The 21,082-nt window shown below is 60.5% G+C and carries 25 protein-coding genes and 1 other RNA gene; 3 read left to right on the top strand and 23 right to left on the bottom strand.

All coding sequences use genetic code 11. The features are described 5' to 3' along the window. Positions 1-100: 100 nt before the first annotated feature. The 16 genes from ftsH to ruvC form a co-directional block, all read right to left on the bottom strand. The gene (ftsH, locus tag ASE94_RS03690; protein WP_061909384.1) at positions 101-2,032 is read right to left on the bottom strand and encodes an ATP-dependent zinc metalloprotease FtsH; all 1,932 of its coding nucleotides are present in this window, start codon (positions 2,030-2,032) and stop codon (positions 101-103) included. Positions 2,033-2,254: 222 nt separating this feature from the next. After that, the gene (tilS, locus tag ASE94_RS03685; RefSeq protein ID WP_062629242.1) at positions 2,255-3,529 is read right to left on the bottom strand and encodes a tRNA lysidine(34) synthetase TilS; all 1,275 of its coding nucleotides are present in this window, start codon (positions 3,527-3,529) and stop codon (positions 2,255-2,257) included. Then, the gene (gene ybgF, locus ASE94_RS03680) at positions 3,514-4,560 is read right to left on the bottom strand and encodes a tol-pal system protein YbgF (RefSeq protein ID WP_156351816.1); all 1,047 of its coding nucleotides are present in this window, start codon (positions 4,558-4,560) and stop codon (positions 3,514-3,516) included. Before ybgF ends, tilS begins: the two co-directional genes overlap by 16 nt. A 265-nt stretch (positions 4,561-4,825) precedes the next feature. Further along, on the bottom strand, positions 4,826-5,281 hold the full coding sequence (pal, locus tag ASE94_RS03675; RefSeq protein WP_244483946.1) for a peptidoglycan-associated lipoprotein Pal: 456 nt from the start codon (positions 5,279-5,281) through the stop codon (positions 4,826-4,828). Positions 5,282-5,601: 320 nt separating this feature from the next. Continuing rightward, positions 5,602-6,912 carry a Tol-Pal system beta propeller repeat protein TolB gene (gene tolB, locus ASE94_RS03670; RefSeq protein WP_062629263.1) on the bottom strand — a complete coding sequence of 437 codons (1,311 nt, stop codon included), beginning with the start codon at positions 6,910-6,912 and terminating at the stop codon, positions 5,602-5,604. Positions 6,913-6,976: 64 nt separating this feature from the next. Next, entirely contained in the window at positions 6,977-8,182 is a 1,206-nt protein-coding gene (locus tag ASE94_RS21235) for a hypothetical protein (protein ID WP_062629240.1), read from the bottom strand. Between the two features lie 8 nt (positions 8,183-8,190). Continuing rightward, positions 8,191-8,631, bottom strand: a complete 441-nt coding sequence (locus ASE94_RS03660; RefSeq protein ID WP_061909394.1) for a biopolymer transporter ExbD — start codon at positions 8,629-8,631, stop codon at positions 8,191-8,193. Between the two features lies 1 nt (position 8,632). Beyond that, positions 8,633-9,334 (bottom strand): protein TolQ, encoded by a 702-nt coding sequence (gene tolQ, locus ASE94_RS03655; protein ID WP_061909789.1) that lies wholly within the window; start codon positions 9,332-9,334, stop codon positions 8,633-8,635. Positions 9,335-9,531: 197 nt separating this feature from the next. Further along, the gene (gene ybgC / locus ASE94_RS03650) at positions 9,532-9,930 is read right to left on the bottom strand and encodes a tol-pal system-associated acyl-CoA thioesterase (protein WP_062629239.1); all 399 of its coding nucleotides are present in this window, start codon (positions 9,928-9,930) and stop codon (positions 9,532-9,534) included. Beyond that, on the bottom strand, positions 9,927-10,424 hold the full coding sequence (locus ASE94_RS03645; protein WP_156351814.1) for an NUDIX domain-containing protein: 498 nt from the start codon (positions 10,422-10,424) through the stop codon (positions 9,927-9,929). The genes ybgC and ASE94_RS03645 overlap by 4 nt, the downstream gene beginning before the upstream one ends. Continuing rightward, positions 10,421-11,275, bottom strand: coding sequence for a metallophosphoesterase (locus ASE94_RS03640; RefSeq protein ID WP_062629237.1), 855 nt, complete (start codon positions 11,273-11,275; stop codon positions 10,421-10,423). The genes ASE94_RS03645 and ASE94_RS03640 overlap by 4 nt, the downstream gene beginning before the upstream one ends. Then, positions 11,275-12,318 (bottom strand): Holliday junction branch migration DNA helicase RuvB, encoded by a 1,044-nt coding sequence (gene ruvB / locus ASE94_RS03635; RefSeq protein ID WP_062629236.1) that lies wholly within the window; start codon positions 12,316-12,318, stop codon positions 11,275-11,277. The genes ASE94_RS03640 and ruvB overlap by 1 nt, the downstream gene beginning before the upstream one ends. After that, positions 12,315-12,719, bottom strand: coding sequence for a type II toxin-antitoxin system VapC family toxin (locus tag ASE94_RS03630; protein WP_062629235.1), 405 nt, complete (start codon positions 12,717-12,719; stop codon positions 12,315-12,317). Before ASE94_RS03630 ends, ruvB begins: the two co-directional genes overlap by 4 nt. Continuing rightward, a complete protein-coding gene (locus ASE94_RS03625; protein ID WP_062629234.1) occupies positions 12,706-12,969 on the bottom strand; it encodes an AbrB/MazE/SpoVT family DNA-binding domain-containing protein in 264 nt (87 codons plus the stop codon). The genes ASE94_RS03630 and ASE94_RS03625 overlap by 14 nt, the downstream gene beginning before the upstream one ends. Positions 12,970-13,024: 55 nt before the next feature. Then, positions 13,025-13,642, bottom strand: a complete 618-nt coding sequence (gene ruvA, locus ASE94_RS03620; protein ID WP_062629233.1) for a Holliday junction branch migration protein RuvA — start codon at positions 13,640-13,642, stop codon at positions 13,025-13,027. Then, on the bottom strand, positions 13,639-14,145 hold the full coding sequence (gene ruvC / locus ASE94_RS03615) for a crossover junction endodeoxyribonuclease RuvC (protein ID WP_062629232.1): 507 nt from the start codon (positions 14,143-14,145) through the stop codon (positions 13,639-13,641). The genes ruvA and ruvC overlap by 4 nt, the downstream gene beginning before the upstream one ends. 166 nt (positions 14,146-14,311) lie before the next feature. Here ruvC and ASE94_RS03610 point away from each other — a divergent pair, with 166 nt between their 5' ends. Together ASE94_RS03610 and ASE94_RS03605 are read left to right on the top strand one after the other, a co-directional pair. Continuing rightward, positions 14,312-15,058, top strand: a complete 747-nt coding sequence (locus ASE94_RS03610) for a GGDEF domain-containing protein (RefSeq protein WP_062629231.1) — start codon at positions 14,312-14,314, stop codon at positions 15,056-15,058. Between the two features lie 42 nt (positions 15,059-15,100). Next, on the top strand, positions 15,101-15,883 hold the full coding sequence (locus tag ASE94_RS03605) for a GGDEF domain-containing protein (RefSeq protein WP_061909413.1): 783 nt from the start codon (positions 15,101-15,103) through the stop codon (positions 15,881-15,883). Here the strand turns inward: ASE94_RS03605 and ASE94_RS03600 are convergent. The 6 genes from ASE94_RS03600 to ssrS all read right to left on the bottom strand — a co-directional run bounded on the left by ASE94_RS03600 (position 15,867) and on the right by ssrS (position 19,361). Next, a complete protein-coding gene (locus ASE94_RS03600) occupies positions 15,867-16,415 on the bottom strand; it encodes an AAA family ATPase (protein WP_062629262.1) in 549 nt (182 codons plus the stop codon). The genes ASE94_RS03605 and ASE94_RS03600 overlap by 17 nt on opposite strands. Positions 16,416-16,520: 105 nt before the next feature. Then, positions 16,521-17,267 carry a YebC/PmpR family DNA-binding transcriptional regulator gene (locus ASE94_RS03595; RefSeq protein WP_061909418.1) on the bottom strand — a complete coding sequence of 249 codons (747 nt, stop codon included), beginning with the start codon at positions 17,265-17,267 and terminating at the stop codon, positions 16,521-16,523. Positions 17,268-17,352: 85 nt separating this feature from the next. Continuing rightward, entirely contained in the window at positions 17,353-17,724 is a 372-nt protein-coding gene (locus ASE94_RS03590; RefSeq protein ID WP_062629230.1) for a hypothetical protein, read from the bottom strand. Positions 17,725-17,731: 7 nt separating this feature from the next. Continuing rightward, positions 17,732-18,547 (bottom strand): TIGR00282 family metallophosphoesterase, encoded by an 816-nt coding sequence (locus ASE94_RS03585; protein WP_062629229.1) that lies wholly within the window; start codon positions 18,545-18,547, stop codon positions 17,732-17,734. After that, positions 18,544-19,197, bottom strand: coding sequence for a 5-formyltetrahydrofolate cyclo-ligase (locus ASE94_RS03580; RefSeq protein WP_062629228.1), 654 nt, complete (start codon positions 19,195-19,197; stop codon positions 18,544-18,546). The genes ASE94_RS03585 and ASE94_RS03580 overlap by 4 nt, the downstream gene beginning before the upstream one ends. A 6-nt stretch (positions 19,198-19,203) precedes the next feature. Further along, positions 19,204-19,361: non-coding RNA, 6S RNA (gene ssrS / locus ASE94_RS03575), on the bottom strand. 145 nt (positions 19,362-19,506) lie between these two features. Here ssrS and ASE94_RS03570 point away from each other — a divergent pair. Then, entirely contained in the window at positions 19,507-19,833 is a 327-nt protein-coding gene (locus ASE94_RS03570; protein ID WP_210166229.1) for a hypothetical protein, read from the top strand. Here ASE94_RS03570 and ASE94_RS03565 read toward each other — a convergent pair. Then, positions 19,823-21,025 (bottom strand): phosphoglycerate kinase, encoded by a 1,203-nt coding sequence (locus ASE94_RS03565; RefSeq protein ID WP_061909424.1) that lies wholly within the window; start codon positions 21,023-21,025, stop codon positions 19,823-19,825. The two genes, ASE94_RS03570 and ASE94_RS03565, sit on opposite strands and share 11 nt — an antisense overlap. Between the last annotated feature and the right edge of the window lie 57 nt (positions 21,026-21,082).

Raw genomic sequence — 21,082 nt, 5'->3', positions numbered from 1 at the left:
CGCCAATTGGTCTTTTGCGGTTGATACCACTTGTCTGGGAGTAGCCCAGCGAGCACCATAAGAAAAGGGCCACCCTCAGGTGGCCCTTTCAATTTTTGCCTCAGCTTTCCGGCTGGGGCTCCATGCCTGGCTCAGGCGGGGAGTCAGGGCGCTTCTTGCCCGACTTGCCGGCAGTCGGCACGCCGGTTGCCTTTGGCGTAGATGGACCATTGTCATCTGGACGCACCGGCTGCTTGCCATCCATCAGGGCGCGCAGTTCGTCGCCGGTCAGGGTTTCGAACTCGAGGAGAGCCTGTGCGATGGCTTCCCACTGATCGTTATAGGTGGTCAGGATATCGCGAGCGGAGGCTTCACCATCTTCGATAAGCTTGCGAACTTCTTCGTCGATCAGCTTGGCGGTCTCGTCCGACATATTGTTGGACTGGGTCACCGAGTGACCAAGGAAGACTTCCTGGTCGTTCGACTTGTACCGTACGCGACCAAGACGCTCGCTCATGCCCCATTCCATGACCATGGAGCGGGCAAGGCTGGTTGCCATCTGGATATCGCCCGATGCGCCCGAGGTGACCTTGGCCGGACCAAACTTGATGATCTCGGCTTCGCGACCACCGAAGAGCATGGTGAGGCGAGCAAGGGCCTTTTCACGGCTGAACGAATAGGTGTCGTTCTCCGGCAGGGTCATCACCATGCCCAGTGCGCGACCGCGTGGGATGATGGTGGCCTTGTGGATCGGATCGATGCCGGCAACTTTGAGCGCGATGATGGCGTGGCCTGCTTCGTGATAGGCGGTCAGCTTCTTTTCGTCGTCGGTCATGGCCATGGTGCGGCGCTCGGCGCCCATCATGATCTTGTCCTTGGCGTCTTCGAATTCCTGATGGGTGACAAAACGCTTATTTTTGCGCGCGGCCATCAGAGCGGCTTCGTTGACGAGGTTCATCAGGTCTGCACCCGAAAAACCAGGCGTACCACGTGCCAGAACCTTCAAATCGACGTCTGGAGCCAGCGGCACCTTACGGACGTGGACCTTGAGGACTTTTTCGCGGCCCGACACGTCGGGGTTCGGCACGACGACCTGACGGTCGAAACGGCCCGGACGCAGCAGGGCAGGATCGAGAACGTCGGGACGGTTGGTCGCGGCTATCAGGATGATGCCTTCATTGGCTTCAAAGCCATCCATCTCGACAAGGAGCTGGTTGAGGGTTTGTTCGCGTTCGTCGTTACCGCCACCAAGACCGGCGCCACGCTGGCGACCGACGGCGTCGATTTCGTCGATGAAAATGATGCACGGGGCATTCTTCTTCGCCTGTTCGAACATGTCGCGGACGCGGCTGGCGCCCACACCGACGAACATTTCCACGAAGTCGGAACCCGAAATGGTGAAGAACGGCACATTGGCTTCGCCAGCAACCGAGCGGGCAAGCAGGGTCTTACCGGTACCCGGAGGGCCGACGAGCAGCACGCCGCGCGGGATCTTGCCGCCGAGACGCTGAAACTTGCCGGGATCACGAAGGAATTCGACGATTTCCTCGAGATCCTGCTTGGCTTCATCGACGCCAGCAACGTCCTCGAAGGTGATCTTGCCCTGCGTCTCCGTCAGCAATTTGGCGCGCGATTTGCCAAAGCCCATGGCGCCGCCACGACCACCGCCCTGCATCTGGCGTATGAAGAAGAACCACACGCCGATGATGACGATGAACGGGAGCCAGGACGACAAGAGGATCGACCAGAACGGGCTCGATTCCGGAGCGCGTGCCGTGATCGAGACATTTTCCGCTTCGAGGCGCGAAATAATATCGGCACCGGCAGGGATGACCGTTTCGAAACGGGTGCTGTCATTAAGCACGCCGGAAACGACATCGTCGGTGATCGTCACGCTCGACACGCGGCCGGCGGCGACATCGCTGATAAACTGGCTATAGGTCTTTTCGCCCACCGACATGGTGCGCGTAGACGACTGAAAGACCTGGAACAGGCCCATCAGCATAAAAAGTATGACTAGCCAGATGGCAAAGTTGCGGAAATTTCCGTTCATCAATCCTGTCCCGGGGGAGGCAGCGCGCGAAGCGGCAGCATTGGGCCGAATGTAAGGCCCCCATTGGGGCGTTACAAGGGCAAGACCTGCGGCCTACGCCCCTATACGTCCAGTCATATTGTCGCGACGAGGTTAACGGGGTGTGGCTTGCGCAGGTTCCGGTCGCAAAGTGCCAAAAGAACTATTGGATCATAGGAGGCTTGGCACCCGTGCTCGGGCGGATCAGTCGGTGATTACCGTTACCTCGACGCGCTCGTCGAACGACCAGCCGCCGAGGGAAAGAACGGCGCCCTCCGCGTCACGCACGATGGGCGCAGTACGGATGGCTTCGGCCGGGGTGGTCACCTTGAAGCCGAGCACTTCTTCGAGCCGATGGCGGGGGAAGAAGTCCGTCGCGGCGGCGATGAGGCCGGTTTCGCTCGAGCGGTTGAAAATGGCAAAGCGATCGTCCCAGACCAGGGTTTCGCGCGGCGGGAGGAGGATGTCGCTGGGCAGCGCCCTGCCCGGCTCGCGCGCAACGACGAGTTTTTCATCTTTCACCCGAATGACCGTGCCCAGAAGCGTAGTGCCCTTGGGTAGGGTGTCGGTCGCAATCTGGTCGAAGAGGCGCTCGACCTGGCCAAGGGCGCGCGGCTTTTGCCGGCCGCCGACGACAGTCAGGATGCGGCTCAAAACACGACGACCGGTGGCGGGGCCAAGCTGCGAGAGCGCGGCAAGGGGAAGCGTCGCGGCGCCAAAGCCATCGAAGCCAACGAGTTCGGCAAAGGCAGCATCGGCGAGATTGCTGAGGGCGGCGTCGGCCTCGGCCATGCGGGCGGCAAAGCGCGATAGAGAGGCGCCGTCGAGCCCTTCCTTGGCGAGGGCGGGAAGGAGCCGTCGCCAGCGGATGCGCTCGTAATCCTCGTCATCGTTGGATGGGTCGTGAACGGCTGTGAGACCCGCCTCGTCGACAATGGCGACAAGCGCAGCGGGTTCGACATCGAGAAGCGGACGAAAAACGCGGACGCCCTCGACTTCGGCGAGGCGCACCATGCCCTTGAGACCATCGAGGCCACTGCCATGGGCGAGGCGCATCAAAATGGTTTCGGCTTGGTCAGCGCGGTGATGGGCCGTGACGAGGAGCGAAATCCCGTCTTCGGCCATGGCTTCGCCGATGAGACGGTAGCGCGCTTGCCGGGCGGCTTCCTGAATACCGGTTTCGGGATGCTCATCGGCCCATTTGAGGCCGCGAAAATTGAGGCCCAGGCGTTGAGCCTCTTCGCCGACCATCACGACTTCGTCGGCTGCTTCGGGGCGGAGGCCATGATCGAGGCTGTAGACCACGAGCTTTGGCGGGGTGGCCAGCATGTCGGCCCAGCGCTTGACGAGCAGCATGAGCGCGAGGCTATCGGGGCCGCCGGAGACCGCCAGCCCCACGCCAGCCTCGCTCGCAAGGGGCGAGAAGAGGCTGGTCAGGGTAGTGGGATCGGAAAGGTCCGGGGTCAGGCTGGCGGACATTTGGCCTTGGCTTTCTCCTCGGCGAGCCGCGTGACGAAAGCCGGGGTCAGATCGGTATAGCGCTTGTCGACCTCGGCAAAGGTGCGGCAGGCGGTTTCGCGCTCGCCGGCGCCGGAAAGGGCAACCCCGAGCTTGAGAAGGATATCGCGGGCCCGCGGATTGTCGGGTTGCTTCTGGAAGGCATCGAGCAAGACCTCGGCGGCCTGATCGTAGGACCCTTCCTGTATCAGCGCTTCACCAAGCCAGTTGGAGGCCTCGGTGACCTGCGGATTATCGGGATAGAGCGAGACGAACTGGGTGAACTGATCAGCGGCAAAGGCATAGTCTTTGGAAGCCATGGCTTCATAGCCCGCCGCGAACTGCGCATCGGCGTCCGCGTCGCCCGTCGAAACGATGCTGGGATTATAGGTGAGATCGAGCGGTTGGCCGGTCGCAAGATCGACAGCGCCTGTCGCGCCGGTTCCCACCAGTGGATCGCCCGAATTGCCAAGATCATCCATCGGGGCGGCCGAGGAATCGTTGAAGGTCGGATCGAACTCGGCTTCACCCGGGAGAGGACGCACGCCCTGCTCGGGGATCTGCGTCAGTGGCACCGTATCTTCACCGGTTGGCGTCGCGGGCTCGATCTGGATTTGCGGCTGGGTTTGAGTCTGCGGCGACGCCTCGGGCGGCGTCACGCCACCAGGTTGGGTCGCCGCTTCAGTTTTTCCCCCAGCACCACCTTCCAATTGCTGGAAGCGGAATTCGTTGTCTTCCTGCATGCGGTTGACGAGTTCCTGCATCTGGGTGAGCTGGAACGTCAGGCCTTCCACCTGGCCATTGAGCGAGCGGATCTGCTCTTCAAGCTGCTGGATACGCACCAGGACCTGAGCGGTATCGGCCTGGGCCACCAGCATGCGATCGGGCTGGGTATTGTTGTAGCTCAAGCCACCCAATTCTCCGGGCAGGATCGTGGTCTGCGCATTGGCTGGCGCATAAATCCCAAGGCCCATCGCAACGGCGATTAATCCCGCGCGCGCTCTTCTGTTCAATGTTCCCAGCTTCAAGCCGTCTCTCCGTAACCGTCTTTGCCTAGCCTAAAGCGCGTCGCTATCGTTTCGATCAGCCTGTTGCGCTTCAGCTATCCGTTCTCTGCGAAGTGCCGCTCCGAAGCCGATGTCCGGGCTGACGCTTTCGTAGATGGGTATCATTGGCCTCTCGATAAAGGCCAATTTTGGTCAAAAGAAAACGCCCGGCCCACTTTCGTGGCGCCGGGCGCTCATTGCCTCCAGTTTTTTTGGACTGGATTGCTGTTTCTTACTGGACGACCGTCACGGCGCGGCGGTTCTGGCTCCAGCAGGAGATGTCGTTACAGATCGCAACCGGACGTTCCTTGCCGAAGGACTGGTTGGTGATGCGCTGACCATTCACGCCCTTGGAGACGAGATAGTTCACGACGACATTGGCGCGGCGAGCGCCGAGAGCGATGTTGTATTCGCGTGTACCGCGTTCGTCGGCATGGCCTTCGATCAGGATACGATAGTTCTGGTACTGGTTGAGCCAGGCAGCCTGCTTGTCGAGGGTCGACATGGCTTCCGATGTCAGCGAGCTGGAATCGGTTTCAAAGAAGACGCGGTCACCGACGGTGACGATGAATTCCTGCTGGCTGCCGGGGGCACCGCCACCCGGGCCGAGATTGCCGGCGCCGGTCAGGCCGACGGCATCATTGGAACTGCGCGAACAGGCGGCGACGACGACGACGAAAAACAGCATCGCGGCAGCGCGCAACGCGGTCGAAATGGGTGCGGGAATGGCCACGGGTAGCTCCAGAAAAGGCAACAATCTTAAGGGCAGCATTTACCGCGCTTAATCTTAAAGCCGGGTTCGCTAAGATGGTTAATCTTTGCCTATCGCGGCGCGAATGTGGCGGAAATCCGGGCTTTTTCGTGGCGTTGCCAAATAGGCACAGAGACGGTGCGCCATCACGTTAAGGTTAAGTGGCAAGCATTTCAGCAGCTTAACGCCCAAGAAAAAGAGGCCGACGCCTGTGCGCACGGCCTCTTTGCAACCAAACGCAATGTCGTGTTTGCCTTTTAAGCGCGGAGACCCGACCAAGATGGATCTGACGCATAGGTATCGGTCGAAATCGTCTGGGGGTTGCGGCCCCAGATATCGACGCTCATCAGGCGCGGGCCGTCATTACCGCCCGGATCCTGGAAGAACATGATGACGCGGCCATTAGGCGCCCAGGTTGGGCCTTCGGCATGGAAGCTCGAATAGAGCAAGCGCTCGCCCGAGCCATCTGGCGCCATGATGCCAATATGGAATTGGCCACCGGACTGGCGGGTATAGGCGATGAGATCGCCCTTAGGAGACCAGACGGGGGTCGAATAGCTGCCCTGGCCAAAGCTGACGCGCTGCGCGTTACCGCCGCCAGCACCCATCATATAGATCTGGGGCGAGCCACCGCGGTCGCTTTCAAAGACGATGCGGCTGCCATCGGGGGAGAAGGACGGGCCGGTATCGATGGCCGATCCCGACGTGAGCTGCGATGGCGCGCCGCCACCGGTGCCGACCGAATAGATATTGGTCGCGCCGGACTGTTCGACCGAGAACACCACGGTGCCGCCATCGGGCGAGAAACGGGGGGCAAAGGTCATAGCGCCGACATTGGCGAGGCGCTGCTGCTGGCCCGAGGAAAGCTGCAGCAGATAGACCTGCGGATTGCCATCGGCAAAGTTCATATAGGTGACGAGATCGCCATTGGGCGCAAAGCGCGGCGTCAGCGCCATGGACGAGCCATCCGTCAGGTACTGCATATTGGCGCCGTCCTGATCCATGATCGCTAGGCGACGCGTGCGGTTGGCCTTGGGACCGCTTTCGGCAACGTAGATGACGCGCGTATCGAAATAGCCCGAACCGCCGGCGAGCTGCTCATAGATGGCGTCGGAGACGATATGACCAACGCGGCGGGCCGAATTGGGATCGGTATTATAGCTCTTGCCGACAACCTGTGCGGCTTGCCGGGTATCCCAGACACGGACGGAGGAAGAGATCTGTCCGCCGCGCTCGACCGAGCCCATGACGAGGGCATCAACATTGGCGGTGCGCCAGATGTTGAAATCGGGCGTGCCGTTGACATCACCCACCTGCACCGGCAGCGAAGCCGGATCAAGCGGGAGGAACAGGCCCGAACGGCGCAGATTGTTGCGCACGATATCGGCGATCTCACGCCCGAACGTCGGATCAGACGAGGCAAAATCGGGGATCGCGATTGGCAAGGGCTGGAAATTGGCGCCTTCCACGACGATGCGCAGCTGGGCCATGGCCATGGGGGAAGTTGCCAACAATGCGCCACCGGCTAAGCCAAGCTTGAGGGCAGAACGACGGGTCACAAGCGTCATGATGAGGAATGTCTCCAATTTCGCCTTGGGCCGAATTGTGGCCAGCACCTAGGCAAATTCAAGGTCAGGGTCTGAGTTCAAGTTCTAGATTTTGCCATTGGCCAAAGGCGTCCGGCGACAAGTTAAAAGGTCCATCCTGGCTGGCTGCCACCACCGCACGCTGGGCGGCGCGCGCAATTTGCTGGCCCTGCGGCGACGGGTCGGAAGAGATGATCTGCGGAATACCGTTCAACGATCCATCGCGGTTGAGGTTCAACCGGACGACCACGGTCAGACCGCTGTTGAAATCGCTCGGCAGGAGGTTCCAGTATTTTTTTATGCGCGCCTGAACGCCAGATATTTCGGTCTGGCTGAGAGTCGCCGACGTGCCAGTAGTGTCGCCAAGCGTCGGCGAACCGCCCTGCCCGGTCGTGCCGCCGGTCGATGGCGCATTGTTGATGATGGCGCTGATGTCGTCGGCCAAGCTTGAATCAAGTGCGGTCGGGCCAGGCGGCGACGGCCGCGGAGCCTCGGCCTGCGCCTGGGACTGGTTCTGCGCGGCCTGCGCTGCGGCCTGGCGCTGGCGCTCTTCTTCCTCGCGCTTCTTGCGCTCGGCTTCGGCGGCAGCGAATTGCTGGCGCAACTGGGCAAGATTGCTCGGACGCGCAGCCGGGGTCGGCGCAGCGACAGAAGGTGTTGTAGGTTCTGGCGTCGGGGCGGGTTCGGGCGTTGGCTCAGGTGTCGGTTCCGGCGTTGGAGCTGGTTCCGGGGTCGGCTCGGGCGTCGGTTCCGGCGCTGGGGTTGGCTCTGGCGTCGGCGCTGGTTGCGGCCGCGTCTGCGGAACAGGCGGAGTTGGTGTGGGCGGCGTTGGTGTCGGCTCTGGCGGCGGCTCAGGGGTTGGGGCGGGGGCCGGCTCGGGCTCAGGTGCCGGCTCGGGCGTCGGTTCAGGCTGTGGAGCAGGTTCTGGCGCGGGCGCGGTCTGCGTCACCGGACGAGGCGTCGGCACATCAGCCGGCGACGGGGTCGGCTGATCTTGTTCGGTATTGCCGGTGGGCTGAGCCAGCTCGGCAGGCTGATCGCTTTCCGCGATTGAAGGCGTATCGGTTTCGACGACGGTGCTATCGAGCTGGCCGCGGCGGATATTGTTAAAATCGTCGATTGGTACGAGATCGACCGCAATCGAAGGTTCGACAGGCGTCAGCGGCTCGGTCGATCCCAGATTGATCAAACCAAGCACGATCAGCAGCACGTGGGCTGAAACCGAAACAATGACGCCCATCCGCATCGGCATGGGCGGTCCTATTGCCCACGCTCGGTGACAAGACCGATCTTGGCATAGCCGGCAGCAGAGAGAAGACCCATGACGCGCATCACGCTGCCATAATTGGCCGTGGTATCGCCGCGCAGAAAGATGCGGTCTTCGGGCGTGGCAAGCCCGGACACGGTCGTGACGAGATCGGCTTCTGTGACCGGAGTTTCATCGACAAAAATCGCGCCCTCCGGCGTGACGGCGACCGTCACCGGCTGGGTCTGGCTAGGCATATCTGCGGCGGCCGATTGGGGCACGTCGACGGGCACGCCGGCCGTCATCATCGGCGCGGCGACCATGAAGATGATCAGCAGCACCAGCATCACGTCGACCATCGGCGTGATGTTGATTTCGCTCATCACCGCTTTCCGGCGACCGCGACGGCGGCGTCCGCCGCCCCCGCCTCCACCGCCTGATACACCCATGCCCATATCAGCGGCTCCGGGCTTCGAGCTGGCGGCTCAGGATAGTCGAGAACTCGTCGGCAAAGCCTTCGAGGCGGCCGATCATCTTGCCGGCATCGGCAGAGAGCTTGTTATAGGCTATAACGGCGGGAATGGCGGCGACGAGGCCGATGGCAGTCGCAAACAGCGCTTCGGCGATCGGGCCGGCGACAACCGCGAGATTGGTCGAGGACGAGGCCGCGATATTGGTGAAGGCGTTCATGATGCCCCAGACGGTGCCGAAGAGCCCGATGAAGGGACCGGCTGAGCCGACAGTGGCGAGGAAGCCCAAGCGCTTTTCCAGGAACTCGCTTTCGCGGGAGATAGCGACATCAAGCACCTTATCAAGGCGCTGCTGCATGCCGACGAAACTTGCCGCATTCTGCTCGTGGCTACGCTTCCATTCCTTCATGGCGGCAACGAACACCGCGCCCATGCCACCCGAGGATTTTTCGGACTGCTGCTTGTAAAGTTCTTCGAGCGACTGGCCCGACCAGAACGTCTTTTCGAAATTGTTCATCTCGGAGGCGACGCGGCGATAGGCGATGGACTTGTCCACGATGATGGCCCAGCACCAGACGGAAGCGCCGAGCAGGCCGAGCATGACCGACTTGACGACGAAATCCGCCGCCCAGAACAGCCCCCAAATGGACAGGTCGGCATGCGGAGCGGCCGCTCCTACTGCATCCATGGCTTCCATGAAGTGATCCTTTTGGCCCGGCCCAAGTGCCCGACCCCATGCTGGGTGCGATGGGGGCGGAATCTGTCAAAATTAAGAGAAATGCTTTGCAATCCGGGCCTTTCGGTCCGCACCACAACGCAATGGTCCCTTTGACTCGATTATGGTGACCAAGAGGTTAAAAAACCGACTCCGCCGGTGGCATCGCGTCAGCTTTCGCCCATGAGCCGGGATCTGAGCGCCTGCGGCAATCGCACGGCACCACCGCCGATCTTAATGGAAACGACGGTCACACGCGCCGAAGTCAGCACGATTCGGTCACGGAGAAGTGTCTGTTCGAGCACAAGACGCACGCCCGTCGCCTCGGCAATGCGCGTTTCGACGGTGAGCAGATTATCGATGCGGGCGGCGGCGATGAAGTCGATTTCCATATGCCGCACGGCAAAGGCAAGCCCCTGCTCCATCAGGGCACTATGGTGAATGCCGAGATCGCGCAAGAATTCGGTGCGGCCGCGCTCGAAGAATTTGAGATAGGCGGCGTGATAGACGTTTCCCGAAAAATCGGTGTCTTCGTAGTAGATGCGAACGGGAAAGCGATGCGGGGTCACGCGTCGCGCTCATCGTAGACGATGTGATCCAATTCGGTCGGCAGATCGCGCAGGAAATCGGGGAGCCAACGGGGCAGAAGGTTGAACTTTTCGAGTTCACCGCCCTCTAGAGGCACCCAGTGAAACTGCAGGTAATGCCCTTCGTCCTGACGTTCGAGCCAGGGTGATGTGCCGTTGGGCCACTGCCCTGGCAATGTGACGGCATAGAAAAAGCCGAGCTCGTGAAAATTCTCGCCCTCGCGGCGATAAAAACTTTCTGAAGTCGCGATCATCGGGCCCACTTCGGCCGGCATGGCGAGCTCTTCGGCCATTTCACGGGTGAGGCTGAGGCGGCTATCCTCGCCCAGCTCGACGCGTCCGCCGGGCAGCATGGCGTAGTCATCGTCGTCTTCACGGCAGATGAGCACATGGCCTTCTGCGATAATGATGCCCGCAACGCGAAAATTGAAGCGGCCTTCCTTCATGGGAAAGCTCAGGACGTGGCGTGCGGTCACGCTGGACCTCCAAGTTCGATGAGAACGATTTCCGGCGGCGCATCGAAGCGCAGCGGCACGCCGGAATGGCCAAGGCCCGCGCCGACGACGAGGTGGCGACCGGTCTCGACGATATGGCCATGAAGGTAGCGGCGACCATATTTCGAGGGCACGACGGGCGCATGACCAAAGAACCGGATCTGACCACGATGGACGTGGCCAGAGAGGGTCAGGCTGACACGGTCTGGGACTTCCGGGAAAATGTCCGGCTCGTGGGCCATGAGGATGGCAGGTGCGTCATCGGTCATTTGCGACAGGGTACGATCGAGATCGGCGAGCGATCGGCCATCTTCGAATTCGGCGATCTGATCGCCGAGGCCAAGGAGCCAAAAGGTTTTCTCATTCCATGGCAGCGGAATAGCTTCGTTGATCAACGTCCTGATCCCCACCGCCTCGAGCGCGCCCATTGCCGCTGGAGCTGGCAGGGCGCGATGGCGCTTACGGGCGATGCGGGGATAGTCATGATTGCCGAGAACGGCAAAAGTGCCGAGCGACGATTTGAGCTTGGCCAAGACCGGCGCCCATTCGGAAGGCGGGAGATGGCGGCTGAAGCGCGGCCCCTCTTCGAAATCGCCGACCAGGAGGACGATGTCGGGTTGGAGGGAGTTGGTGTTTTTGACGATGGTTTGAAGTGCATCCAAGCCCGTCCATGGCTCGGCGATGTGAAAATCGCTGAGCATGGCGATGCGGAGCGGCAGGTCTTGCGGCCAATTCTGTGGCTTCGGGGCATAGTGCCGCACGACGAGGCCTGGCTCGCCGATCCAGCTATGGGCGCCGAAGGCGTGAAACAGGCGCCTCAGAAGCGTGACCATCAGGCCTCGCCCTCGGGTTCCTCGAAAAGACTTTGCTGCATGCCGACAAAACCCTGCGGCACCGTTTTGCCCAAATGCTGGAAAGCGATGGCGGTGAGCATGCGGCCGCGCGGCGTGCGCTGAATAAAACCTTGCTGAAGGAGATAGGGCTCGACGATTTCCTCGATCGCATCGCGCGGCTCGCTGAGGGCAGCCGCGATCGTCTCGATGCCGACGGGGCCGCCACCGTAAAAATCGACAATGGTGTTGAGATAGCGCCGGTCTAGTTGATCGAGGCCACGCGCATCGACATCGAGACGCAACAGCGCCTTGTCCGCGAGTGTGCTGTTGACCTCGGGCGCGCCTTCAACCAGGGCAAAATCGATGACGCGGCGCAACAAACGGCCGGCGATACGGGGCGTGCCGCGCGAGCGGCGGGCGATTTCGAGCGCGCCATCAGCGGACATCGGGGTACCCATCAGCCGGGCGCCACGGGTGACGATTTTGACCAGTTCCTGCGGCGTATAGAAATTGAGCCGGACGGGAATACCGAAACGATCGCGCAGCGGCGTGGTCAGAAGTCCGGCGCGGGTCGTGGCGCCGACCAGGGTGAACTTGGCGAGATCTATACGTACCGAACGCGCGGCTGGGCCTTCGCCGATAATGAGATCGAGCTGGAAATCTTCCATCGCGGGATAGAGGACTTCTTCGATTGCCGGATTGAGGCGATGGATCTCGTCGATGAAAAGAACGTCGCGCTCTTCGAGATTGGTCAGGAGCGCAGCGAGATCTCCAGCCTTGGCAATGACCGGGCCGGAGGTGGCGCGAAAACCGACGCCCAATTCCTTGGCGATGATCTGCGCAAGCGTCGTCTTGCCCAGACCTGGCGGGCCGACAAAAAGCACATGATCGAGCGCTGCGCCGCGCTTCTTGGCTGCCTCGATGAAGACCTCAAGATTGGCCCGCGCATCGGCTTGACCGACGAAATCTGAAAACCCGGATGGGCGCAGGGCAACATCCAGCGAACCATCGCGCTCGGCTACGGGAGACGTTAGGTCGGTCAATTTAAAGCCTCGCCAACCGCGAGCATCTGCTCTAAACGCAGCGCCCTAACATCGAATGTCACTGTAGCCGTGCACCCCGCCTCACGATCGAGCAAGGCAATCAATGCATCGGAGAAGTCGACGCCGGAGGCCGATGCGAGGGACAACGCTTCGGTGATCATTTCACGCTTACCGAGTTGAAACTGTCTGAATTCCGTCATGCCTTGGAGAACGTCCATGACTTCCTGGCGAGAATATCTGTAAACTCGGCGCAAGACCCAATTGAGTTCCACCATCACGATGGGACTTATGAAAAGCGTGCCACTACCAGCGCCGCCAATTAAACGCTCAGCTTGCGAGAATTGGTCCTCGTCATCTCGGACGAAAAACCTGACGAGAACGTTGGTATCAACGCCCAGCACGAATACGCTCGTCGTCGGAGGCCAAAGCAATTCCCAAGGCCTCATCCATCTCTTCCACCGTCATGGCACGCATGCCGGGTCGATGCAAAACACCGGCGAGTTCAATAGCGCTACGGTTTCTGGGACGTATAACGTATCTCTCGCCTATCTTTTCGAAATCGACCTTATCGCCTTCTTTAAGACCAAGGTCCTCGCGGACGTCTTTCGGCAAGGTAATTTGGCCTTTGCTAGTGATAGTAGCAGTAGACATTTCTCAAAACTCCTTACCTTTCAAAAATAGTAAGAATTGTTGATTGAGGCAAGGATTACTGGCTCAGTTCCCGCAAACCCAGCCGGATCAGCTTCTCGGTCGCCGCGTCCTCGCCCTCTTTCGCCACCACGCGGGCAAGCGCGGCAGACGCTTGGGCGCTGGAATAGCCGAGATTGGTCAGAGCGGAGACGGCGTCGGCAACATTGGACTTGGCCACTCCTTCGCCGAGCGCAGTCTGGAGACCGAGCGTTCCCGCATCGATACCCCCAAGAGCGGGAACCTTACCCTTGAGTTCGGTGACGATGCGCACGGCCAGCTTGGGCCCGACACCATTAGCGCGACCTACCATGGCCTTATCCTGCAAAGCGATGGCACTCGAGAGTTCTGATGGCGACAGCACCGAGAGGATGGCCAGCGCGACGCGGGCGCCGACGCCCTGCACTGTGGTGAGCAGCAGAAACCAGGATTTTTCTGCTTCCGACGCGAAGCCGAAAAGCCGGATCAGGTCTTCGCGAAGGATTGTCTCGATGAAGACCACGGCAGATTCACCGACGCGCGGCAGGGATTGCAGCGTGCGCGTCGAGCAGTGCACTTCGTAACAGACGCCGCCGCAATCAATAAGAACCCAATCGTCGCCAAAACTGTCAACGAGCCCCTTGAGCTTGCCGATCATAAAAGAGCTCCCATGCGGCGGGCCGACACCCGGTGATGTGCGTGGCAAATGGCGACGGCCAGCGCGTCGGCCGCGTCGGCGCCCTTGAACTGCGCCGTCGGCAGCAAGGTCCGCACCATTAGCTCCACCTGCTTCTTATCGGCATGGCCAGTACCGACCACCGATTTCTTGACGAGGTTGGTGGCATATTCTGCAACATAGAGCCCACTTTGCGCTGGCGTCACCAGCGCCACACCGCGCGCCTGGCCAAGGATCAGCGCCGAGCGCGGCCCAGCATTGACGAAGGTTTCTTCGACGGCGGCTTCGATCGGGTCAAACTGAACAAGGACGTCCTTGAGCCCTGCCGCCAATAGGGCAAGGCGGTCCGCGAGCATGCCGTCGATCGGCGGAGTGACCGTTCCAGCCGCAACAAAGCTCAGGCGATTATCGAGCGCATCGACAATGCCCCAGCCACAGCGCCGGAGGCCTGGATCGATGCCGATGATTCGCACGGATTTGCTCATGGATGCCCTTCTAGCAGTTTCGTGCACCCTACCAAGGCCAAAGTGAACAAAACAGAAACTGCCAGCGCATCAATCAGGTGGATAGTTCAAAATTTACCCAAACACGAAACGGGGAATTCACAAACCGAGCCTTAGGTTGTTCGCGGGACGCAGAGGCGATTTGTGCATGATGACGGGGCTGGTGACCACGCTGCCAAGGCAAGCGTGGCTGAGGATTTTCCGGAAGACGTTTCTCATTCTGGGCATATCGATCGCAGCGTCCGTCGTCACGACCGTCGTGTTCATGGGCACATTTTCGGCCGGCGTGAACATGCCGGGCCTGCTCATCGCCATCATCGTGCCCATCTGCATCGGCGGTCCGATGACGTTCATCTTTGCGCTCGGCGGCGAAAAGCTGCGCTTTGCCAATGACCAGTTGATGCGCCTTGCGAGCGTCGATGGGCTGACGGGACTCTTCAATCGCCGCGCCTTCACCCTCAAGGTCGAACGGCAATGCGGGTCATCGAAGGGCGCCGGTACACTTCTGGTGCTCGATGTCGATCATTTCAAATCCATCAACGATCGCTTCGGCCATGACAAAGGCGACGAGGCGCTGATCGAGATTGCCGGAGTGCTCGCTACGGCAACGGGCAGCGATGGTATTGCAGGGCGGCTCGGTGGCGAAGAGTTCGGGGTCTATCTGCCACGAATGGGGCTTGATGCAGCAGCTATTGTTGCCGGACGCATTCGCGCGGCCATGGCCGATATCCTCTTCATGCCTGATGGCACGCCCTGTCCGATTTCGGTCAGCATTGGCGGCAGCAGCCACGCCAAATCCACGAGTTTTCGCGACCTCTATCGCGAAGCAGACCAGTTTCTCTACCAAGCCAAACAGTGGGGACGCGATCGCGTCGCCCTGCCGCAAGCTGCCTGACTAACGCCGCCCCTCCTCTCTTTCGAGTAAAAGGTTGCCAGCATGTTGTCACCGCGCACGGTCCATTCCATGCATAGCTGGTCGAGCATCGCCAAGTGGACGATCTTCGGCCCGCTGGCCTGCGTTATCGTCTCGGTGACCTATAATGCCGTGGTGTTTTCCAATATGGGCGACGAAGCGCTAAGGCGCGGCATAACGGCGGGCATCGTCTTGCCCATCATGCTGGGCGTGCCGCTTTTCCTTTATCTCTCGCTTCGCTTGCGAACACTGGCCGTCATCAACCGGCGGCTGGGCCTTGTTGCCCGCACCGATAGCCTGACCTCATGCCTCAATCGGGGGGCCTTCACTGCCAAGGTCGAAACCCAACTTCTCGAAGCAGAAGGTCCTCTTGCCGGCGCCCTGCTCATCATCGACGCCGATAATTTCAAGGCCATCAACGACCTCCACGGTCACGATGCGGGCGATGAAGCCCTCGCCATTCTCTCGCGCGCTATCCGTTCTGTGCTCAAGCCTGGCGATCTCATCGGCCGCATGGGCGGGGAGGAATTCGGCGTCTATCTCCCCGGCCTTGATCAAAAGGAAACCGAGAGCATGGCCGAGCGCATTCGGCGCGGCGTGCAGCTCGCTCATTTTGCGCCGCGCGGCAAGCCGCATGTGTTGACGGTCAGCATCGGTGGGGCGGTGTTCGCCGGCGCCGCGAGCTTCACCGATCTTTTCCGCATTGCCGACCAGCGGCTCTATGGCGCCAAACATTCCGGCCGCAATCGCGCCGTCGTCATGCACGCCTATGATAGCCCGCCAATCGATCTCAGGCAGTCGGCCTGACGCCTTTTAGCCAGTCAGCGATCTTTGTTGCCGCTTCGAGTGGATCGAGGGTGGTGACATCGAGCGCCAAAAACTGCTCGACGTCACCGCCAAGAAGCGGCTTGGCCTCGCTCTGATTACGCCGCGCCATTTCAGCATCGCGCGGTTTGCGCTTGGCGCCGCGACCATCAGACTGGATGCGGCGGATATTTTCGTCGAGCGCGCAACTGAGATGCACCATGCAGAATGGTGGCCGATCGTGACCAAGTGCCAAAAGCCGCTCCCATTCGGCATCGCCCCACTCGCTGCGACCGGCCAGAACGGTCGTCATCACTACGGGCACATTGGCAGGTAGCTTGCGGACAAGATCGTATGCGATGGCTTCCACGTCTTCGACCGCCTTGATGAATTCGGGTGATTTGAATTCGGTAAGGGCAAAAGCGACATTGTAGATCGTGTGGATGTCGAGCATCCTTCCACCGATCAGCGGCGCCAGTTCCTGGGCAATTGTGAACTTGCCGACGCCGGGATAGCCGTTGAGCATGACGATCATCTGCTTGTCCTCCATGGGAAAGATGGCAGAGCATCGGGCTCGGGCAAAGCAAAAAGGCCCGGGACATACCCGGACCTTTTTAAGTCATCCGCTTCCAACCGAAGATCACTCGGCCAGCTTGGCCGCGTCTTCGTCGCTCATGTCGAAGTTCGAATAGACGTTCTGGACGTCGTCATCTTCTTCGAGCGTGGCGATCAGCTTCATCAGCGTCGCGCCCTTGTCGGCGTCGATCGGCGTCTGGTTCTGCGGGCGCCAGATGGCTTTCACCGATTCAGCTTCGCCCAGCACCTTTTCGAGTGCGGCGGCGACTTCGGCCATAGTCTCAAAGCTCGTATAGACGTAGTGGCCTTCTTCGTCGCTCTCGACATCGTCGGCGCCGGCCTCGATGGCGGCTTCCATGACCTTGTCTTCCGAGCCAACCGTTGCGGGATAGGTGATTTCGCCGACGCGATCAAACATGAAGCCGACCGAACCGGTTTCACCGAGGGCGCCACCGTTCTTGGAGAAGTACGAGCGCACGTTCGACGCGGTGCGATTGCGATTGTCGGTCAGCGCTTCGACGATGACGGCGACGCCACCGGGGCCGTAACCCTCATAGCGGATTTCATCATAGTTTTCGCCATCGCTGCCCATGGCCTTCTTGATGGCGCGATCGATATTGTCCTTGGGCATGGACTGCGAACGGGCATTGGTCACAGCCAGACGCAGGCGAGCGTTAAATGCCGGGTCGGGCATGCCCATCTTTGCCGCCACGGTGATTTCACGGGCGAGCTTGGAGAAGACCTTCGAGCGCACCGCGTCGGACTTGCCCTTGCGGTGCATGATGTTCTTGGCGTGTGAATGGCCTGCCATTCTCGCACTCCGATTTTTTGTGAGTTTTGTTTTGGTGGCGCCTTATAGGCAAAAGCTGATCAATTGTGAAGCGGGACGCGCGGGTCTAGTCTTCGGTTGGGCGCACGAAGACCTGGGCCTTTTTGCCGCGAAGGCGCGTCGCGATATCGGTCGCAATGGCCATCGTATCGAGCCCCGAAATGTGCATCACGCGCATATCGAGCGGCGTCTGGATAACGGGCGATGTCACCACGTCATCATCGACCAGAACATCGACCCGCTTGCCGACATTCTCGCTCGAAAACTCAGCGAAGGTCGCACGGCCGTCGTCGGAGAGCGTAATCTCGACAACCGGCGTTCCGGTAATCGGATCGACGATGGGTCGCGACGACATCACCTCGAGGGGCACCAGTTCGGCGGCGACGGCGCCAGCCACGAAAATCGTCGTTGCGAGAATAGACACGATCGCTTTGAGCATAAACACCTCAGAAATCTGGTTCGGTCTGCGCCAGCACGCCGCCAATCCTGAGCGGCGCCACCTTTAGCGCTAGGCCAGTTCGCGGATCGGTTTCGACGGCAACACCACAGAGGGTCGCTTCCCCCTCTGCCGGAACGAAACGGCCATTGGGAATACCGGTGAGGAAGCGATTGAGCGGCTCCTCGGTTTCGGTGCCGATGATGGAATCGAAATCGCCGCACATACCGGCATCGGCCATGAAGGCGGTACCACCCTTGAGGACGCGATGGTCGGCGGTCGGTAGGTGCGTATGCGTCCCAACCACCAAACTGACGCGGCCGTCGAGGAAATGGCCCATGGCCTGGATTTCCGAGGTCGCTTCGGTGTGGAAGTCGACGATGATGGCATCGGCCACCTGGCCCAAGGGCGCATCGGCAACTGCGCCATCCACGGCGCGGAAAGGATCATCGATAGGTGGCATGAACACGCGGCCAAGCGCATTGATCACGAGAACCCGATGGCCCTTGCGGCTCTCCACCAGCATCGCGCCACGGCCCGGCGTGCCCGACGCATAATTGATGGGGCGGATGAGGGTCGGCTCGCGCTCGATATAACTCAGGGCCTCGCGCTGGTCGAAGGCATGATCGCCGAGGGTGATGATATCGGCCCCGGCATCGCGCAGGGCATGAAAGTGGGACTCGATGAGGCCCTTGCCGTGGCTGGCGTTCTCGCCGTTGATGACGACGAAATCAAAACCATGCCGGGCGATGAGACCGGGAAGCCGTTCCGCAATTGCATCGCGCCCGGCGCGGCCCACCACATCGCCCAAAAACAGAAATTTCATGCACGTGCCTCGAAAAACTGGACGCCCTGTTCGGTGATTACCGCATCGAGCGGCACGTCATGGGGCTCCCGGGGGATGGCCTCAAGCCTTTGAGCGGCAAAGGCGAGACCGATGAGCATCGGCTTATTGGTGAGGGAGGCGAGGGTCCGATCATAATACCCGCCGCCATAGCCGAGGCGTGTGCCCGTGGCATCGAAGCCGAGAAGGGGCATCAGGATAAGATCAGGCGCACGACGCGGCGCGGAATCGGCCGGAGCCAAGGTGCCGAAGCCCGCTTCGTAAAGCGGCGCATCGGGGGCCCAGACGCGCAATTCCAAAGGTTCATTTGCGCCAGTGACGACAGGCAAAAGCACCGTTTGTCCGCTATCCATCAGCTTGACGAGAATGGGTTGGCAATCGGCCTCGTTGCGGATGCGCCAATAGCCGGCAATCGCATCTTCGGGCGCAAAGGCGACCTTATCGAAGAAATGGAAGGCGATCGATTTCGAGGCTTGGGCGCGGAAATCATCGGAAAGGGCTTCGCGGCGGGCATGAGCGGCGATACGCAGGCCCGCCTTTTCCGCCTCGATCCCGTCACTCCCCATGCGCGCTGCAGCTCCGGTCTTGTCTTCAGCTTTTTGATCCGAAGCCGGGACCACTTCTGCAGACATGCAAAATTTTGTGCCACCCTGGCCGTGGGACATCTGATCCCGGGAACCTACTTACGTAGGTGGGCGCCGTATATCCAAGCCCACGGGCCTGGTCAGGGACAGCTCCCTCGAGATCGATTAAGGCCCCGGGGATATGTGTGTCCTCACGCGCCGGGCAGCAGATGAGATATAGGCGCTTCGGATGCGGGGTGCAAATGGCAAGACCCTTTCTTCCATGGCAAACTGGAACAAGGCAGATGCATTAGAAAGTGCACCGTGAGAAAGAATAAGGTCTTCCTGGCATTTGGCACCCGTATAGAGCCGCAACTCATGCGTCGCATCGTTAGGGAGGGATATCTTTGGTGCAATTTCTCTGAGCAAAATCGGAAGCATGCAGAGATGCTCTGGAGAGATCAAAGCATCAATGATGCAATGGCAATGACCATCGAAAGCGAGACCAGGCCAACCATTGCCGATGTGCTGGAGGATTGGCTTGCCAATGCACTAATGCATTTTCCCCATGCAGAAGTGGTCTCGGTGCTCGATTACCCGAACGAGTCAGAATGCGACCGCGTTTTCGCGGCCGCTGGTTTTCATAAAATCTCTGCCTTCAACTTCACACGCCCGGTCGAGACCGGCAAAAAGCTTACTTCTTGAGCGCTTGGACACCTGGCAGGGGCTTGCCTTCCATCCATTCGAGGAAGGCGCCGCCGGCGGTCGACACATAGGTCAGGGCATCCTTGACGCCGGCATGGGCGAGGGCTCCGACCGTGTCGCCACCACCGGCGACCGAAACGAGGTGACCATCATGGGTGCGCTTGGCGACGTGCTTGGCGATCGCGACGGTGCCCGCATCGAAGGGCTCCATTTCAAAGGCGCCGACCGGGCCGTTCCAGATGACGGTATGCGCATCGTCGATCGCGGCATTGATGCGTTCGATCGACTGGGGGCCGATATCGAGGATCATGCCATCGGGATCAACGGCATCGACGCCATAAAGACGCGTCGGGGAATTGGCCTTGAAATGCCAGGAGACGACGGCATCGACCGGCAGGATGATGGCGCAATTGGCCTTGTCAGCCTTGTCCATGATGCGGCGGGCGGTATCGGCGAGATCCTTTTCGCAGAGCGATTTGCCAACGCCATACCCTTGCGCGAAGAGGAACGTGTTGGCCATGCCGCCGCCGATGACGAGGCCATCGACCTTGGTCACGAGATTTTCGAGAAGGTCGATCTTGGATGAGACCTTGGCGCCACCGACAATGGCGACAACCGGCTTCTTGGGCTTGCCAAGACCCGCTTCGAGCGCTTCAAGTTCGCCCTGCATGGCAAGACCAGCAGCGGCGGGCAGCAGGTGCGCCAGGGCTTCGGTCGAGGCGTGGGCGCGGTGCGCGGCGGAGAAGGCGTCGTTGACATAGACATCGCCAAGGCTCGCCATGCGCTTGGCAAGCTCGACATCGTTCTCTTCTTCGCCGGGATGAAAGCGGGTGTTTTCAAGAACGAGAACCGAGCCGGCGGGAGCCTCGTCGATGGCTTTCTTGGCTTCGGAAACATCGACCCAATCAGTCGCGACAAAGCCCACGGGATGGCCGGTTTCATCGGCGACGGCCGAGCAGACTTGCTCGAGCGAAAACTCAGGATCGACCTTCCCCTTGGGGCGGCCGAAATGGGACAGCAGCACCACTTTGGCGTCGTGCTTGACGATCTCGCGGATCGTGGGGACCAGGCGCTCGATGCGGGTGGCATCGGTCACCTTGCCATCGGCAACGGGAACATTGAGATCGGCGCGCAGCAGGACGACCTTATTGGCGAGGTCGAGTTCATCGAGGGTCTTGAACTGTGCGGTCATGGCAAGGCTCCAAAGGGCACGAGATGTGGCTTTGGCCTATCAGAGGCCAGCGCGTGG

Source organism: Devosia sp. Leaf64, assembly GCF_001421945.1.
Taxonomy (GTDB): Bacteria; Pseudomonadota; Alphaproteobacteria; order Rhizobiales; family Devosiaceae; genus Devosia.
This window is presented reverse-complemented; position numbering and strand designations above follow the sequence as displayed.

What these genes read in the sequence shown, in the direction of transcription:
- tolB (WP_062629263.1), bottom strand. Translation starts at nt 6,912, where the DNA reads ATGACGCTTGTGACCCGTCGTTCTGCCCTCAAGCTTGGCTTAGCCGGT.
- ruvA (WP_062629233.1), bottom strand. Translation starts at nt 13,642, where the DNA reads ATGATCGGCAAGCTCAAGGGGCTCGTTGACAGTTTTGGCGACGATTGG.
- ftsH (WP_061909384.1), bottom strand. Translation starts at nt 2,032, where the DNA reads ATGAACGGAAATTTCCGCAACTTTGCCATCTGGCTAGTCATACTTTTT.
- ASE94_RS03570 (WP_210166229.1), top strand. Translation starts at nt 19,507, where the DNA reads ATGCGTCGCATCGTTAGGGAGGGATATCTTTGGTGCAATTTCTCTGAG.
- ASE94_RS03590 (WP_062629230.1), bottom strand. Translation starts at nt 17,724, where the DNA reads ATGCTCAAAGCGATCGTGTCTATTCTCGCAACGACGATTTTCGTGGCT.
- ASE94_RS03595 (WP_061909418.1), bottom strand. Translation starts at nt 17,267, where the DNA reads ATGGCAGGCCATTCACACGCCAAGAACATCATGCACCGCAAGGGCAAG.
- pal (WP_244483946.1), bottom strand. Translation starts at nt 5,281, where the DNA reads ATGCTGTTTTTCGTCGTCGTCGTCGCCGCCTGTTCGCGCAGTTCCAAT.
- ASE94_RS03660 (WP_061909394.1), bottom strand. Translation starts at nt 8,631, where the DNA reads ATGGGCATGGGTGTATCAGGCGGTGGAGGCGGGGGCGGCGGACGCCGC.
- tilS (WP_062629242.1), bottom strand. Translation starts at nt 3,529, where the DNA reads ATGTCCGCCAGCCTGACCCCGGACCTTTCCGATCCCACTACCCTGACC.
- ASE94_RS03605 (WP_061909413.1), top strand. Translation starts at nt 15,101, where the DNA reads ATGTTGTCACCGCGCACGGTCCATTCCATGCATAGCTGGTCGAGCATC.
- ASE94_RS03600 (WP_062629262.1), bottom strand. Translation starts at nt 16,415, where the DNA reads ATGATCGTCATGCTCAACGGCTATCCCGGCGTCGGCAAGTTCACAATT.
- ASE94_RS21235 (WP_062629240.1), bottom strand. Translation starts at nt 8,182, where the DNA reads ATGCCGATGCGGATGGGCGTCATTGTTTCGGTTTCAGCCCACGTGCTG.
- ASE94_RS03640 (WP_062629237.1), bottom strand. Translation starts at nt 11,275, where the DNA reads ATGGTCACGCTTCTGAGGCGCCTGTTTCACGCCTTCGGCGCCCATAGC.
- ASE94_RS03580 (WP_062629228.1), bottom strand. Translation starts at nt 19,197, where the DNA reads ATGTCTGCAGAAGTGGTCCCGGCTTCGGATCAAAAAGCTGAAGACAAG.
- ASE94_RS03565 (WP_061909424.1), bottom strand. Translation starts at nt 21,025, where the DNA reads ATGACCGCACAGTTCAAGACCCTCGATGAACTCGACCTCGCCAATAAG.
- tolQ (WP_061909789.1), bottom strand. Translation starts at nt 9,334, where the DNA reads ATGGATGCAGTAGGAGCGGCCGCTCCGCATGCCGACCTGTCCATTTGG.
- ruvC (WP_062629232.1), bottom strand. Translation starts at nt 14,145, where the DNA reads ATGAGCAAATCCGTGCGAATCATCGGCATCGATCCAGGCCTCCGGCGC.
- ASE94_RS03610 (WP_062629231.1), top strand. Translation starts at nt 14,312, where the DNA reads ATGATGACGGGGCTGGTGACCACGCTGCCAAGGCAAGCGTGGCTGAGG.
- ASE94_RS03625 (WP_062629234.1), bottom strand. Translation starts at nt 12,969, where the DNA reads ATGTCTACTGCTACTATCACTAGCAAAGGCCAAATTACCTTGCCGAAA.
- ASE94_RS03585 (WP_062629229.1), bottom strand. Translation starts at nt 18,547, where the DNA reads ATGAAATTTCTGTTTTTGGGCGATGTGGTGGGCCGCGCCGGGCGCGAT.